The sequence below is a fragment of the Legionella erythra genome, assembly GCF_001467615.1.
Taxonomy (GTDB): Bacteria; Pseudomonadota; Gammaproteobacteria; order Legionellales; family Legionellaceae; genus Legionella_C; species Legionella_C erythra.
Window position 1 is genome coordinate 317,879 of the sequence record NZ_LNYA01000024.1, and the last position, 16,994, is coordinate 334,872.

The following is a 16,994-nucleotide window of genomic DNA, read 5'->3' on the forward strand; positions in this document are numbered from 1 at the left end:
ATAACAACGTAAAAAACTTCCGGTAAGATCCCTGAAGTTTTTTACATACTACCGTAATTAAAGAGCGACTATATTTTGTGCTTGAAGGCCCTTTACTCCTTGCGTCACAATGAATTGTACTCGCTGACCTTCTGTAAGGGTTTTAAAGCCGGAACTTAAAATTTCTTTAAAGTGAGCAAATACATCCGGCCCGTCTTCTTGCTCAATAAAACCAAATCCTTTGGATTCGTTAAACCATTTCACAACCCCGTTTACCGTTTTAGACATAAGTATCCTTAAGTGTTTATTAATGCCTGTATAGGCGAATTAGCCGGAAACCGGTCAAAATTAAAAACTACCGAACGAGGGATTAAATGAATAAAACGACGATTTGGAGAATATAAAATAGACATTTCTAGCTGACTTTATAATAGTGCTTTTTAAGGTAATAAGTCAATCTAGCCATATCATCGTTAGCTCGGCTTTTGTTCTGATTAAATCAATCCAGGCTCGATTCGATGGCTTGCAACAGGCGTTGTAAGAATAAACCGGCTTCTTCCTCATTGAAGAAGCGTGGGTTAAAGGCAAGGCCCATCCTGTCACCCGCTTGGCTACTTCGCACCAATAGATTCAATTTTTCAGGATTAGGATAATTCCAAACGGTCACTTGATTTCCCCCTTGTTCAAGGAGAATAGGAACCAGGTAATCCGCTGATTGGAACAGGCGGCTTTCATGCTCCGCTTTGTATTGATTGAAAATAAACGGCGGTTGCCGGTAATCCATTTTTTTCATGTCTTCCGTTAATAATGCATACTGGTGTTGCTCAATCAACTCAATAATCGTCATCTGGGTTTGTTTTATTTGCCTCACTAACTTGTCAGAGGAATGCATTCGCATAACAACCGGGATATTATCGGCATAATAATCGATCATCGCCTGCTTTGATTGCGTGAGCCGGTTTGATTTAACCAGGCTGATATAAACCGTTTCTTGCTGAATAAGGGCACTTAAGGCCCTGCAGAACATATGGAAATAAAAAGCATAACTCGAGAACTGATTTTTCTGGCAGAAAGTGAGTATTTTTTCGGTGAGTGCCTGGGGGATTTGTTTATAAACGACGCCACTTATAAACTCAGGTTCCTGGCTACCCCATGGCAACCAGTCATTTTCTGAAAGAAGGGTGTTGGTTTTAGCCATATAATCGCCATAGTTCTTAAGGTATTGGCGATAGGATGATTGATCGGGTTGATGCCGCCTTAAATAATCCACGTCTTTTTGCGCTGTATCCACAGCCTCATCGGCATGATCGTACCACCATTCAAGCGCTTTAAGAAATAACTCAGCCCCTATACCGTCGCAGACCAGATGATGCAGCTTAAAGAATAAAATCCTGTTTTCGTTGTCCTGACCCGGCACCAGCAGATAGGCTTTAAGAAGAGGCGGCTGCTTTGCATCAATGGGTTCTACCAACAGGCTATTCAATGCCTCATAGAGATTTTTAGGGGTTATAATTTGGATGGGCAGGCACGCCTCTGGATGGATTTGCCATTGCAGATTGTTATCCTTTTCGCTAAAAGACAGACGTAAAGCGGGGTTGTCCTGAATGGTTTTTTGTAAGGCCCGGTTTAATTTCTCGATGTCCACTGAGGGATTCAAGACGTTGAACAGAGGGATTGAATAAGGCAAGCCATTTGGGTGATTCTTTAATAATTGCCACAAGTTGGTCTGTAACGCGGATGCTGGCTGACTGAGTCTGTTGGCTACGCCATCCTGCTTAAGCCTGTCTTCATGGCTAAGCAGGTAAGTCAGCCATTGCTGCAGCAAGGTCTGGGCGGTTTTCTTGGTAATTTTATCGGCTCGATATTTCAACGCGAATTTAAAGTGGTCTTCAGCCAGGGATACTTTAAACGATAACAGCCTCGGCTCATCCCCCCATAAATAGTTTTGCACATTGCTTGTTTTTATAATGGTTATCGGCAAGCTGGTTTTAAGATTGAGCTCAATACCACGCTGAAAATCAAATGATATCATGGGCTTGTTTAATCCAAGTTCCTTTAACAGAGAAAGACGGAAATACTGCTTGTCTTCCAAAGATAAAATCTGCTCCTGCAGTAATTGACTGTGGGTGAAGATATCGGATTCGTGTCTGGATGTGATCACTACATCATTCGACGTATCGCCAAAAACCGTCGTCAATTCACTGTTTTGCCGCCCGGAGAAAAAGACAACAATGCCCAGCTGTTCCAGTTGAAAGGCGGCAAGCAACACATCAAACAGGTTAGCCAATAAAAAATTACTGATGGATAAATTGTGCTTTTCAAGAAATGCCAGGCTGTGTTTTATTTTTTGAAGGGCGAATGATTCAGAAACGATATGGGCTTCCATGGGGGTTTGCGTGTCTTTAGCAAACGGAACAGTGACTGGTATATCCTTAAGTTTTTGATACCAATACGATTTCAAACTATCCTGCAGCGCAGGATAAACATGATCCCATTGCCAGGCAATGAACTCCCTGTACTGTGGTGTTTTTCCATCGAGAAACTCCCCTTCATATGCTCGTAACGTCTCATGGATAAAGGCAGTCACGGTATAACCATCACCGATAAGGTGATGAAAATTAAGCAGCCATAAATAGCGCCCCTCGTCCTGTTTAATGAGTTTGGTTCTGATTAATGGCGCTTGCGTGAGATCAAAAGGCAGGCTGAAAAATGCGGCCACCTCGGCCTCCTGGTCCGTGCGGGATAAGTCGAGAGAGAGCTCGCATTCGTCATGAATATGCTGACTAACCTGCCCTAACACCTCATGAAAACTACAACGTAACACATCATGGCGTGCCAAAACCTGTGACAAGGCCTTTTGCAGCCTCTCACTGGATACAGCAGTATCGATGCGGATAACAATGGGTAGTTGATAAGCCTCTTTTTCAGTTGATTGTTTAAGAAAATTCCATATTTCCTGTTGCTGCAAGGACAGAGGGGTTGTTTTTGGGAAACGGCTGCTGCCGACTGGCTCCGTCAATGCTCGCTGACTGTCCTGCAAGGCCTGATGAATTTTTTTAGCCAACTGCGCCGCTGATGAATCAGTGAAGATATCTTTCGCCGTCAGGCATTTCCTGTTGTATTTTCGATTAAGCTGATGCGCTAATTGCGCAGCCATAATCGAATCCATACCGGCTTCAAACCAATTGTCATGAACGGACAAATCACCAGCAGCCACGCAAAGAATGTCCTGAGCGACTGTCAGGATATCCTCTGGCCTGACCACTGTTTCATCTCGCCCATCCCGGGCGCTGGGTTCAGCAGATAATACCTTACCCTCAAGGGGTTTTGAAAAATGCCCGACGATTAATTGCGGACAATCCAGTTGCTGTTTAAAGACCGTTTGAAGCTCATCCAGGGTTAAGGGCGTAACCCCCCGCTCAGCCAGATACGCAGTGAGTGATTTTTCATTCTTTTTAAATAAACCGGTGTTTTTTACCGGGCCCAGAATCAACGATTGCGCCGCAAGATTCTGGCTGCGCCGTAAAGAAACCAGGGCGTTTAAATAGGCATTGGCGGCCGCATAGAGGGCCTGGCCCTCATTGCCGAATAGTGCGCTTATGGACGAGATACAGATGAAGGCTTTCAGTGGATAACCCACGGTGGCCTGATGGAGCGACCAGGCCCCCAATGCCTTGGCCTTCAGGATAGTGCTTATCTCCTGTTCCGTGGTTTTAAGCCAGGGCTTATCGACAGTTGTCCCTGCAGCATGAATAATCATGGTTAATGGGGGAAAATGCGTCGGCAGATTTTTCAGTAGTTTCTTCACTTCCTCCGCGTTGGATACGTCACAGGCACAATAATGCAATTGCAGGCCATTGGCTTTTCTCTCCTGAATTAAGGCTGACCAGCGTGGTTCATTTTCCCTGCGCCCCACTGCAACCACATACTGAAGCCCCAGTGCAGACAGTGTCTCAAGAAGGGCCTGGCCAATATCGCCTGAAGCACCGGTCATTAAACACACATCGTCAGGGGTTATTTTAAAATCGGCCAGTTTAAACGTATTCAGCGGGATAATTTTTTTCTGCTCATAGTCCCCTGTTGCACGGTAACGCAAAGACCCATGATTATCCTTTTTGGAAAAAATAAAGTCAAAATCATGCTCATCGGTTCCCTTATCAATCTGTAAACAGTGCAGCGGCCAGGCGGGATATTCCTGCTTTACCGATTGCAGCAAGGCCAGTAAGGCCGCACCGGTTAGCGAGTCGGTCGTGGTTAAGAAAAAGAGGGGCTTTTCTGGCCAATGGCGCAGCAATTCCTGCGAAAACTGCATCATAAAAGCCGTTTCTTCTTCGACTTTCCCTTCTTCCGTCAGGCAGAGATAGACAAGGTGGTCAGCCTGCTCCAGGTAAGGCGTTAATGACTCGGTCTCGGAAGAGCGATAAAGCAATACCTTAACAGCTGAGACTGTTTCTTTTAACCGGGTCACGTAGCCATCGATTGGGGGATTTTGGTCCCTGCTTATTAATAAGACTGTGCCTTGTACGGCATGGACTGGATGAGGTTGCCCGTTAAGCCTCTCCCATTGCGGCTGATAAAGACAGGATTTCCAGTTGTTTTCTGCTGTTGTACCTTCCGGATGCTTATCAAACCGGGGTAACCAGTACTGTTTCTCGTTGAATGGGTATTTAAGCAGGGGCTCGTCAACAAAAATCTGATGCTTATCCAGTTCCTGCCAGTGGATATCAACCCCTCTCAAGAATAAACGGCCCAGTGTCGTCAGCAAACCCGGCCACGGCCTTCTAGCATCTGAGACAGTCCCCAGTGCAAGGATATTATCCATGTCCTGAAGTTGAGAAACCAGCACCGGTTTAGGGCTAATTTCAAGCATGAGATTCGTGCCTTTTTCCTGGATGGTGTTAAGCCCCTGATGAAATTCGACCGTCTGCAGCATGTGCCGACACCAATAGTCGCCATTGATTTGACCGTCTTTTATTTCAACGCCGGTGACATTTGAGATCACCGGGATTTTGGCAGGACGGTAATGGATAGCCTCAGCTATCGCTCTAAATTCTTGCGCGACAGGCTCTATGAGCGGCGAATGAAAGGCATGGGATGTCGCCAGTTTTTTACAGCGCAGATTCTTGTCCTGGCAGGCACGCTCACAGGCGGCTATGGCTTTGTTTGTTCCCGAAACAACCATTTGACCCGGGCCATTTTTTAATGCAATCACCAGATTACCAACCTCTTTAAGCAGGGATTCCACCACGTTTTGTTCGGCTGCAATGGCAAGCATTGCCCCATCACCCGGCCATTTTGAGAACAGCATCGCCCGCTGACAGACCAGACTCAGCGCCTCATCAAGCGACATGATTTCGGCAATACAGGCAGCCACATATTCTCCCAGGCTATGACCTAACAACAATCGGGGCCGTAAACCTAACTTCAATAGCCATTGAGCCAAGGCATATTCATACACAAAAAGTGCGGGTTGCGCGTATTGGGTATGATTGATATCCACCGATGACGGTGTATTCAGAAGGATTTCCTTCAAATCGTAGGGCAGCCACTTTTGGCAACGGGCGCAACAATGGTCAATAACAGCGGCAAATGGGGGAAGCGTCGTATACAATTCAGCGGCCACGTTCGGCTGCAAGCACCCTTGTCCTGTAAAAAGCCAGGCCATGGCGTTGGCATCCGTCATCACGCCTTCCTCCCAATGTTGACCCTGCAATTTCTCGACCCATTGTGGGGTATGCTGCGCCACGATAAAGGCACGATACGGCAGGTGAGTTCGCTTCGTTAACAAGTGGTGGCATAAAGACGCGAAATGAATGCTATCGCCCCGGTGTTGGCCATAGGCTAGGTAACGTTGTAGATAAGCCTGCAGGGTGGGTTTTTCCTGTGCACTCACCACCCATAAATGATTAGGTCGGATAACTTTTTCACCCGTTGATGTTCCCTTCGGCGCTTCCCCTAAAATAAGGTGGGCATTCGTACCGCTGAATCCAAATGAACTCACGCCGGCATAACGGCTTTCCACAGCCCAGTCTGTCAATTCAGCCGGGACCTGCATGGTGTCTTGTTGATGCAGTTTGGGATTAAATTGGTGCAGATGAAGATGAGCCGGGATCTGGCCATGCCTGATGGCCAGAGCGGTTTTAATCAACCCGGCAACCCCGGCTGCGGCTTCAAGATGGCCAATTCGTGTTTTTAAGGACGTAATATAAAGCGGGGCATTTCGCTCCATGCCGTAAGTGCGGCGAATGCCTTCCCATTCAATGGGGTCACCCAATTCCGTGCCGGTGCCATGGGCTTCCACATGCGTAATCTGCGCAGCGTTGAGATTAGCGCGGCGAAGGGCTGTTTGAATGACATCAATTTGCGCCTGCAAATTGGGGGCCGTCAACCCATTGCTTGCGCCGTCCTGATTGACCGCACTGCCATGGATGACCGCATAAATTGAATTGCCATCGTGAATGGCATCCGCCAGTTTCTTTAAAATGACTATCCCCACGCCTTCACCGCGAACATAGCCGTCGGCGCTTACATCAAATGTAGAACAACGATTTCTCGGAGACAACATATGGCTTTTACAAAAAATAATGCTCCCCTTGGGAGATAACATCAGGTTGACGCCGCCGGCGATGGCCAAACTGCAATCCCCATTCTGTAAACTGCGGCTTGCCTGATGAATGCTGACTAAGGAAGAAGAGCAGGCCGTATCAATGGCCATGCACGGACCTTGCGCCCCTAAAAAATAAGCCAGTCGGCCAGCCGCGGTTGAGAAGCTGGTTCCTGTTGCCTGATAAAGGTTTAACTCTTCAAGCGGGACCTGTTGATGAATTAACTGATCATAATCATGTGTGCTGATGCCGATATAAATGCCCGTTTTTGAATTTTTTAGGCTGTCTGCGGTCATGCCCGCGTCTTCCAGGGCATGCCAGGTCGCCTGAAGCAGCAATCGCTGTTGTGGATCCAGATAGGCCGCTTCCCGAGGTGAAATATTAAAAAATTTGGCATCGAAGTGATCAATTCGGCTTAAAAAACCGCCAGCAGAACAATACATATGCCCCTTTTTCTCAGGATCAGAATCGAAATACAGGCGGTTATCCCAACGGTCCAAAGGAATGGGGGTGATGTTGTCCTTATTCGCCTTGAGATTTTCCCACAGCGCATCCACGCCCTCGATTGTGTCCTCTTTTCCAGGAAAAAGACCATGCATGCCGATGATGGCAATGGGTTCATAAACAGCCGTTTCCTCATCCGGTATCACTTGCCTGTTTTTAGCGACAAGCTGCTCGCTTAAACGGCTAATGGTTGGAAATTCCCAGACCAGCCAGGGATCTAAGGGTTTTTGCAGAAATTTCTCAAGCTCGCCTACCATGGTAACCAGTGCCACGGAACTCAGGCCATAATCAGCAAAGGCCTTATAGCTGTCGATTTGAGTTATGGGAATTTTGGTTTGCTCACTAATCCATTGCTTCAACCAGTGAATCACAGCATTATCCACTTGTTTCGGCTGAGCAATGTTATTGCCTTCCATGCTCTCAAGCGGTGGATTTAAACGGGCGATGACCTCAAATTCATCATGAAGATAAGCGTTTTTGCAGGCCCTGCGTTGTATTTTTCCACTGCTGGTTTTAAATATTTTTCTTGGCGGAATGAGGACAATATCGTGGGGCACAATATCGGCACTGTCGAACACGGCTCGCTTGATTTGCTGAAGAATGCGTTGGTAGTCTGCCTCCTGAAGACCCGGGGTGACTTCTCCAATCAGCACGCAAACTTCAGATCGTTCATTGTCCAGAGAAAAGGCGGCCGCACTGTCCATTATTAATGCGGGATCACTTTCGTAACAGGCCATTTCAATGTCCTGGGGATAGATATTACGGCCATTAATAATCATCAGGTCTTTGACTCGGCCGCATACAATGAGCACGCCATCCGGGGTTACAAATCCCAAATCACCTGTTCTTAAGAAAGGGCCTTCCTGCCTATCGCGGGTGAAGGCGTGAAACGTTTCGCGGGTTTGTTCCGGATTGTTGTAATAGCCACTGGCTACGGAATGCCCCTGAACCCAGATTTCCCCCACCTGATTTGAGGGAAGAGTCTGCTGTGTCAGGGGATCGACTATCCTTAATTGATATGAATTGGTTATCACCCCACAACAGACGAGTTCGGTTTGCCGAGTCGATTTTTCACCCCCGGCAATCACCCCTTGTTCCAAGGATCGTCTGTCAACTTTGATAAAGCGTTTTCGCCTGGATTCAAACGAGATACAGAGGGTTGTTTCAGCCATACCATAGCCGGTTTTCATGGTGTTTTTTGCCAGTCCAAACGGGGCAAGTAATTGCTCAAAGCGTCTGACTGTTTTTGGTTTAACCGGCTCAGCGCCATTGACCAGGCAACGAACATTAGAAAAATCAAGATTAAGGGAAGACACATCCGTATTTTCCAGAGCATCTGCCGCTAAATCATAGGCAAAATTAGGCGCCATGCTATACGTTCCTTTTTCCTGGCTCATGGTGGTAAGCCAGAACAGCGGATTTTTAATAAACGTCAGCGGTGCCATAAAAACACTGGTGCCCCCCAGGTACAAAGGCAATAAGGTATTTCCCATTAATCCCATGTCATGAAAAATGGGAAGCCAGGAGATGCATTTTTCAAGCGTTGCCTCACCGACTAAATCACGCATTAAGTTCAGATTGGCACTCATATTTTTGTGGGTGACGATAACACCCTTGGGCGCTCCGGTAGATCCTGAGGTGTACTGTAAAAACGCGGTAAAATCGGGGGTGACAACAGGCTTCACTCCCCCAAAAAGAATGCGTTTTTCCTGTAGTTGCTCAATGGCCATCACCTCACTGCTGGAAGGAAAGGCAAATTGATTGAGCTGGCAATAATTTTTAATCTGCTCTGTGGTCAAAACCAGAGAAGTATGGGAATTTTCAATGATTTTTAACAGCCGGTTCAAATGCCTGACCTGACGGGGTGGATACGCGGTTATGGCAATATTCCCAGAGTTAAGCACCGCTAAAAAAGCAAGAATGTATTCAAGGCTTGAATCAAAAATTAACAGGATCGGTTGTTGGGTTAACGGCAGGTTTCTGTGCTGCTGGGCATTTAATATAACATCGGTTAAAGACGCTACGTGTTTGGCGAGTTGTCCATAGGTTAGTGTCTGGCTGGTTTTATAATTCTCCTCAAGGAATTTGAAGGCTATTTTATCGGGTTGGATTTGAGCATAATGCATGATTTGATCAAGTAACATGTTTTCTAACGAAGCCACCATCATTAAAACCCAAAAAAATCCATATCACTTAAATATAGAGCATTTTATGAACACAGCGGGGCATTAAGCATCAAAAAGGCATCCTATTCAACGCAAGCAACTCATCAGGGATCTACGCTATAATCAATTCAGTATCGGCGAAAATGAAATCGTATCAGCAAACCAAGAGATAGACATGTCTGACCAGTTAGACGACGGACGACCGGTGGCCATTTTTGATTTTGATGGAACCATCACCCGCAAAAGCACCACACTTCCCTTTCTGCGTTTTGTCTTTGGGGCGTCACTTTTTACCAAGTTGACCTGCCAGTTGCATTCCTTGCTGTTATATTCCTTAAACAGAATGGATCTTGATGCATTGAATCAAATCATCGCCCAATCATTTTTCAAGCACTTGACGCGCGATTTTCTTTTTGAGCAAGGAGCCCGTTTCTCTGACCAGGTTCTGCCTTCATTAATTCGAGACAGCGCGCACCAGCGCATCACATGGCATAAAAGCCAGGGGCATTACTGCATTTTGGCGACAGCGGCCTATGATCTGTACATGACGCATTGGTCTATGCATCATGCTTTTGATGGCGTGGCCTCGACACGAATCGCTTTTGATGAGCTCGGGCGCGCAACCGGTGCATTGCAAGGGAAAAGCTGCTATGGGGAAGAGAAATTGCAACGGGTTCTCACGCTCATCGGGGATACGCCAAGAACGGTTTACGCTTATGGCGACAGTGCCGGGGATAAGGCCATTCTTGATTATGCCACCCATCCTTACTATAAGTATTTTAAATAAATAAATTGGAGTGCTTCTTTTCTATGCTGAAGCCCGAGGAGCTGACCTGCATTGCCCGCACGTTTGGATTGCCAGGCCCCCTTAACGTCATTAAACGGCTCAATAGCGGCGATGTTAACTCGGCCTATCAGGTCGCCTGCGGTTCTAAACGCTATGTCGTAAAGACTATTAATAAAGCGAAATACGTTCAGGATTATGCGGTTCCACTTGAAAAATTGATACAGTCTTTGCTGTTTAGCGAAAAAATAGCCTCGCAACTATCAGAGACAGGGCATGTGATGTCGGCTTATTTTTGCGAAGAAAACTGCATTATCCAAACAGCCAATGATCTGATTTTACTTTACCCTGGTCTTGATGCCGTCATGCACGAAAATCGCGACATATCCACTCGCCATGTGCAGGAAATCGCCGGTTTTCTGGCCCAACTACACCGCTCGACATTGGAGTTTGATGACACGCTGGCGCGCGAAAAATTTGACACTTACAAGCAGATTGGTGAAAAAATTATCGCGCTTTCGGTCTGGAATAAGCTGGCCTCCTGGACACACCCATCTTATTTTTTTCCCAAAATCAATGCCATATCCACTTACCTCACTGTTAATCGCGATCATTTGCTGGACTCACTGAACGCGCTTAAGGGTACCATGCTGTGTCATAATGATTTAAAACCTAAAAATGTCCTTTGGGAAAAGGATCATTTTTGGGTCGTTGACTGGGAAACGGCCGGCTTATTTGACCAGACAGCCGATTACCTGGATACACTGCTGGCCTGGTGTACCGTGTATGACAAACAGGGTGTGTCAATGGATGACCATAAATTACAGATGTTTATGGAAACTTACCCACTTCCTTCGCACCAGCCCTTATCTGAAAGCCTCAACATTGTCTTAATCAAATGGTATTTTTGGCTTGCTTTTTGTCTAAATAAGCTACTGACCCATCCTAAAAAATTCAAAAACAATCTATCGCATATCCGCTATTCCATTCACTTTATTCATTTTTTAATTGACGGGATCATCATCTCACGGATAGAAGAGAGGGGAACACGAAGCAAGCAACCCCGTTATCCAGATTGATAACCACAACAGGCCAAATGAGGACATAAAGATCGCACACATTGACCAAAGTATGATCTATTTGATAATATTGCGCAACTATTAAGAGTTTAAACAGTTAGCCAGCATGACCTATGAAGAAAATTTGCAATTAGCAACGCTCGCATTAGAGAAAATAAAAAAAACCGTCACCACATCCAATGATATTATTACTGCTATTGAATTACCAACCCTGGATGTCAAACGTCTTCAAGAATATGAGTCCAGGTTTGGTTTTCATCGCATGCAAGAGATGCTGAATTATATTAATTATATTGGATTCATAAGTTCATACCTCGGGAACCAGGCACTCATTAAACTTAAACAGGATAACAAAGCGTCTCCTATGTCGATATTGTATACCGCGATTACCATGATGGGCGTTGGTGAGTGCGCGGACGTAAGTCACCTTGCAGCCCTATGGCTTGCCAGAATGGATTGCAAGGCCCCGATTCATTTAGTCTCTATCAAGGGAAAGAAACCGACTGGCGATCGCTTTGGCCACATGCTCGTGGTTATAGGAGACTGTCGCTTTAGCACGCCTGAACTTGTTCCAGCTTTTAAAGGGCTGAGTGATGATTGTGTTTTTATCGACCCATTGCTTGGTATTGTAGGGCAAGCCAATAAAATACACACCATAAAAGATCAAATGGCTTATATGCGTGTTTTTTCACTTAACAACATAAGCAGCACAAATTTTCTATCCAATTGCAAAGAAAAAGCGGAGGAAATTTATAAGAATGCCGAAGCAGTAAGCATCGAATGGCGCAAAGCGACTCCTTGTTACCCAAAACCGTTTAGCAAACCAAGGGAAGAAGAGACCGGCAAAGCGCAAAACCAGACTGACTCCAGTGCTGCACGCAGTGCATTCGGAGTGTTTAAATCCGATCCCCATTCAAGCCTGTTAAACGAATTAGCGTCATTTGTTTCAGACCCTGCGACTCAAGCTGCTTTTGATTCCATCAACAACAAACATTATGCTCAAGCCATTCGCCGTATGTGCACGGTCAATCATGAAAAAAGCCTAAGCATGTTGAAAATTATTCTCAAATTCAAGGATAAATTATCCATTTCTCTTGATGAGCAAGCTGGAGACAAACAACAATCCGCCTTACATATAGCCGCCTCCCGCAATAATCAAACGGCTTACGACTTGCTCATCGCGGCGGGTGCCAGGCAAGATATTAAAGACAGTGCGGGAAAAACAGCCCTGGATTACAAGGAGCCCGCGGAGAAACCGAGCATGCTCATTTAGTCAGTACAGGTCGGACCTTGGCCCGACCTGCGATTGCTATTCGCACGATTTAACGACTAGCCATAAGCCTGGCCCAGAATAAGTGCGGTAGGAGGCTATCATTATGGAATTTACCTCCACCATCGCCAATTAACTGAACACGGCAATCGGCTCTTTACCTGCATGATCATTCTCAGGCTTAGCCGTGACTAGCTGCTCATTAAATTTAAACTCCTGACATATTTTACTCACCAGGGCGCGGGAAGCAGTTTCGCGTGTTTTGAAAAAAAGCCCCGTCAAGGTATGGGTTTGTCGGTTAATCGAATCGTTGTGAGCCAGATACCACTGCCGTAAATCGTTTTCAGTAAAGGTATCTGCGTTAAGGATTAATGCGTTCAGTTCAGCCATCGCATGCCGTTTAAGATGAGCTACTTTTTTATTAATAAAAAAGGCGCGAAACCCGGTTAATGTTTCCGATTTCATTTTAAAATCCAGGACTTTTCCTTTCGCTGCCAAGGCAGCATCATGTTTTAAGGCATTGCTGTTGTTATAGATTTTATAAAACTGCGCTTTGATGTCTTTCTCTGGAATACGAGGCGATATGGCCCGGGCAGCCGTTGTGAACAGAGTTAATAACGCATCTTTTGATAATGGGCCAGTACGCGCCCCTGTTGTATCCTGCTGACATAAAACAGTAAAATCATCACTCAGTTTATTCAATTTAATCGCTATCAAGCCATTCTTATCCAGTAACATCTCTACTTCGTCACAGGGCTCAAGGAGATGGGGATAGACCACACTCCTTAATATGTAATTGCTTTGAAGCGCCTCACGTAAAGCATCAATAACGGTGGAGGAGTCATCAGCGGGTATTCGTTTGAAATTGACTGTACTGGGGTTACCGCAAAGGGCCAAGGCTAGATTGAGTTGCTCGCCGTTGCCAGACAAGGCGGCACACATTAAAAAGGTATCCCGAGCATTATGATCCATCAATAATCCCTCAAGGTGATTTTTTTTAATCCAATTCAATGCCTCAAGGGTGCCCGAACGTGAGGCATGATGCGCAATAGAGCACCCATCTTTGTCCATTTTGTTCAATAAATCAGGCTTATTATTCTTAATCCATTGTAATACCTCCGGGTTGCCAAACCGTGCGGCATAATGCGCAATGGTCCAGCCATTCATATCCATTCTGTTCAATAAATCAGGCTTATTGTCTTTAATCCATTGCAACGCCGCCACATTGCCTCCCTGTGCGGCGCGATGCGCAATAGTCCGGTCCTCCTTGTCAAGATTGTTCAATAAGTCAGGTTTATTGTCTTTAATCCATTGCAACGCCGCCGGGTTGCCTGATAATGCAGCATAATGCGCAGCGCCTTTTATGCCTTTATCAAATTGAGAGAAAAGATGGGGGTTTTGTGCCAATACCTGATTCAACCGTTGGATATCGCCAGAAAAAGCGGCATAATGCGCCATATTGACATTAAAATTATCTTTTTGATCCAGATGTCTATACGGCTCTTCATCACCAAGAATCGCCAATAACTGCCATGTTCCCCTGATCCAGGACATGCTAAACGAGTTTAATTTTCTAAAAAGCACCTGGCATTGTTCATTTGTAAGAGCGGGGGGAATTAAATCTCGTCTAATACCGCTTTGTATAAGTTTATCTCGGTAATCAATAACTGTTGATGGCATGGCTGTCTCAATTCACTTTTGCGTAGCATTGTAATACAAAAAGAAAGACATAAACACACTTTGATCATCAAGAAATCATTTTTGGCTCTACCCCAATGATGGGGTACTTTAATCAATGTACGCGTAGCAATGGCCTTGATTTTAATTCAAGACAGCTATCGTAGCCTGATTGCTTGCAACCAGGGTTTACCCAACGGTTACAGAACTGGTTAATCGTTGGTATAACAATTATATCTCCAAACATAGAAAACAACCGCTTCAGATCCGGCTTATTAATGCCGATATTATTCCTGAGAAATATATAGATGAAATAGAAGCCAAAGATATCACAAAAGCATTAGATACAATTGTTGCACGCGGCTCAAATGTCCATGCGAATAAAGTGCTAAGCGCCATTAAACAGTCCTTTAACTATGCCGTCAGCAGGAGTGAGCTTAAGATAAATCCAGCAATCTATATACGTGCCAGAGACATAGGGGGTATCGAAAAACCCATAGAACGCGTTCTAACCCTAGATAAAATCAAACAACTCTGGCAATTCTTAAGTAATGGAAAGCATAACGTTTCATTACAAATTACCAATGCCATCAAAATATTACTGTTAACTGGCGAACTAAGAATCACCAAACTGAATGAGTTCGACTTTGAGAATTCTCTATGGACTATTCCCGCTACGAATACTAAAACCGGCATTACTATGCGCGTCCATTTAACAAAAATGGTTAAGTCATTTTTTAGGGAATTATACAATTGCAGCATGGGTGAATACGTCATAAGTGGCGCAGATGGTGAAAGCCCCCTCTCTGACCGTGCACTACCCAAAGCTGTTATTCGCTTACAAGAAAGAATTGGCATTGATAAATGGACCCCCACATGATCTTCGGCGCACCTTTGCCACCCAGCTGGGTGAAACGCTAAGAATTGATCCTGTTGTGATTGAAAAATGTTGGGGGCATAAAATGCCCAAGATCATGGCAACCTACAATAAAAATGAAATGCTGCCCGAGCGACAAGAAGCATTGGATAAATGGGCAAAATTCATCGAAAATCTGGCTTCTTCCGAGGACAAAAGTTACCATACAACCAACCTATCAAAGGATACGATTTAGTGAACATCGATCAACTAAGGGAACTTGTAAACCAGGGCGAATCAGATCATCTGGAATTTAAGAACTCTACCAGCCAGCTTAAACCTGCTCTTGAAACGGCATGCGCGTTTTTAAATTTAAAGGGTGGTTTTATCATATTTGGAGTCAAAAACAATGGTGAATTCATTGGCCAAAATGTATCAGACAGTACGAAACAAGAAATTGCCAAAGAAATCAGAAAAATCGAACCACATGTATCTATTGGAATTCATTACCTCCCCTTGAATGATGAAAAGCAGATAATCCTTCTAGATATTCCTGAAGGAAAACATGTTCCCTATATTTATGATGGCCGCCCTTTTGAACGTGTTGCCTCAACCACATCAAGAATGACTCAACATCAGTATGAGCAATTGATTATTAAACGAAATTATCTCAATCATGACTGGGAAGAACATTTAACGGATGAATTTGCAATAGATGATCTTGATCACCAAGAAATTATGAACACCGTTAAAGAAGGTATTAACAAGAATCGTATTAGCCCAGAGGCAATTGAACATAACATTGAGCAAATCTTAGATAATTTTAAATTAATCAAAGATAGCCGACTCACCAATGCAGCAGTAGTTTTATTTGCCAAAAACCCGGAAAAGATCTTTTCACGATGTGAAATTAAAATGGCTCGTTTTAGAGGACGTACAAAACTGGAAGGATTTATTGATAACCAAATGGAAAGAGGCAATGCTTTTCAACTCATCACTCTTGCCCACCATTTCGCCAACCGCCACTTACCCATTGCGAGCTATTTTGTACCCGGAAAACTACAGAGAGTAGATGAACCAGCCGTACCACAACTGGCTTTAAGAGAAGCATTAATCAACGCCTTTTGCCATAGAGACTATAACGTTCGATCATCCACAACAAGTTTTGCAATTTATGATGATCGATTAGAGCTATGGAATCCAGGCGGTTTACTCCCTACTATCAAACTGGATCACCTCAAAGGCCCACATAACTCATACCCACGAAATGAATTGATTGCCAACGTATTCTATAAAAGAGGCTGGATAGAAAAATGGGGAACAGGCACCACGCGAATGATAGAATACTGTAGAGCAAACAATACCCCTGAACCCGAATTCACTGACAGTTCTAATGGTTTTTCGGTTATTTTCAGCTTTAAGGAAGTAATGAATACGGGGATTTCTTTACAAGCAACATCTAATTTATCATTGCGCCAACTGGAAATTATTGAAGTATTAAAGACCGCTGACACTCTTTCATTAAAAGAAATTAGATTACAACTACCTGCATTGCTTGCCGAAAGAACCATTCGTGAAAATTTAAATGATCTAAAAATCAAAGGGATAGTCGCTTCCATTGGCAAAGCTAGAACAACAAAATGGCAATTGATCAACAAGTAACGTGCAATCAATATCCGGCGGTATCCGGCGGTATCCGGCGGTATCCGGCGGTATCCGGCGGTATCCGGCGGTATCCGGCATGATAAGTCGAATCACTTATTTAAACAAGTAACTTAAGATTATGTCATGTCGAGATAACACAACAAAGAATAATCGTTCAATTTATGTTCTGATAATAAAGTGACTAACTTTATTAATACACGAGATTCCGCGGAATCCATCTCAATTCTACAGGAATGACTCGACCTCTATTCGCTGACGCAGGTTCGATTCCCGCACCTCCACCAATTATTCAAACCATTCCTGACCATCAAAGACCATGAAAAACCCATATAAATCAACGGTAATCCCCCCGAAAAATAACTGATGCCAAAAGTAGAATTTTCTCATAATCTATGCGGGAGGAGATTCTT

At 44.6% G+C, this 16,994-nt stretch carries 7 protein-coding genes and 1 pseudogene; 5 read left to right on the plus strand and 3 right to left on the minus strand.

The genetic code is table 11. The features are described from left to right. Positions 1 to 57: 57 nt before the first annotated feature. Positions 58 to 267 (minus strand): cold-shock protein, encoded by a 210-nt coding sequence (locus Lery_RS08355; RefSeq protein ID WP_058526786.1) that lies wholly within the window; start codon positions 265 to 267, stop codon positions 58 to 60. 211 nt (positions 268 to 478) lie between these two features. Next, complete coding sequence (locus tag Lery_RS08360; RefSeq protein WP_237759183.1) at positions 479 to 9,232, minus strand: type I polyketide synthase; 8,754 nt, start codon at positions 9,230 to 9,232, stop codon at positions 479 to 481. A gap of 196 nt (positions 9,233 to 9,428) precedes the next feature. Here Lery_RS08360 and Lery_RS08365 point away from each other — a divergent pair, with 196 nt between their 5' ends. From Lery_RS08365 to Lery_RS08375, 3 genes are all read left to right on the plus strand, one after another. Next, positions 9,429 to 10,040 (plus strand): HAD-IB family hydrolase, encoded by a 612-nt coding sequence (locus tag Lery_RS08365; protein WP_058526788.1) that lies wholly within the window; start codon positions 9,429 to 9,431, stop codon positions 10,038 to 10,040. Positions 10,041 to 10,063: 23 nt separating this feature from the next. Beyond that, a complete protein-coding gene (locus Lery_RS08370; protein ID WP_058526789.1) occupies positions 10,064 to 11,116 on the plus strand; it encodes an aminoglycoside phosphotransferase family protein in 1,053 nt (350 codons plus the stop codon). Positions 11,117 to 11,222: 106 nt separating this feature from the next. Next, positions 11,223 to 12,389 carry an ankyrin repeat domain-containing protein gene (locus Lery_RS08375; protein WP_058526790.1) on the plus strand — a complete coding sequence of 389 codons (1,167 nt, stop codon included), beginning with the start codon at positions 11,223 to 11,225 and terminating at the stop codon, positions 12,387 to 12,389. Between the two features lie 129 nt (positions 12,390 to 12,518). Here Lery_RS08375 and Lery_RS08380 read toward each other — a convergent pair whose 3' ends face one another. Beyond that, positions 12,519 to 14,066 carry an ankyrin repeat domain-containing protein gene (locus Lery_RS08380; RefSeq protein WP_082657164.1) on the minus strand — a complete coding sequence of 516 codons (1,548 nt, stop codon included), beginning with the start codon at positions 14,064 to 14,066 and terminating at the stop codon, positions 12,519 to 12,521. Positions 14,067 to 14,259: 193 nt separating this feature from the next. Between Lery_RS08380 and Lery_RS08385 the strand changes: the two are divergent. Next, a pseudogene (locus Lery_RS08385) lies at positions 14,260 to 15,175 on the plus strand (tyrosine-type recombinase/integrase); the annotation flags it as partial. Then, positions 15,175 to 16,581: an ATP-binding protein gene (locus Lery_RS08395; RefSeq protein WP_058526794.1), complete on the plus strand. Its 1,407-nt coding sequence runs from the start codon at positions 15,175 to 15,177 to the stop codon at positions 16,579 to 16,581. The pseudogene Lery_RS08385 and the gene Lery_RS08395, both read left to right, overlap by 1 nt. The last annotated feature ends 413 nt before the right edge of the window (positions 16,582 to 16,994 follow it).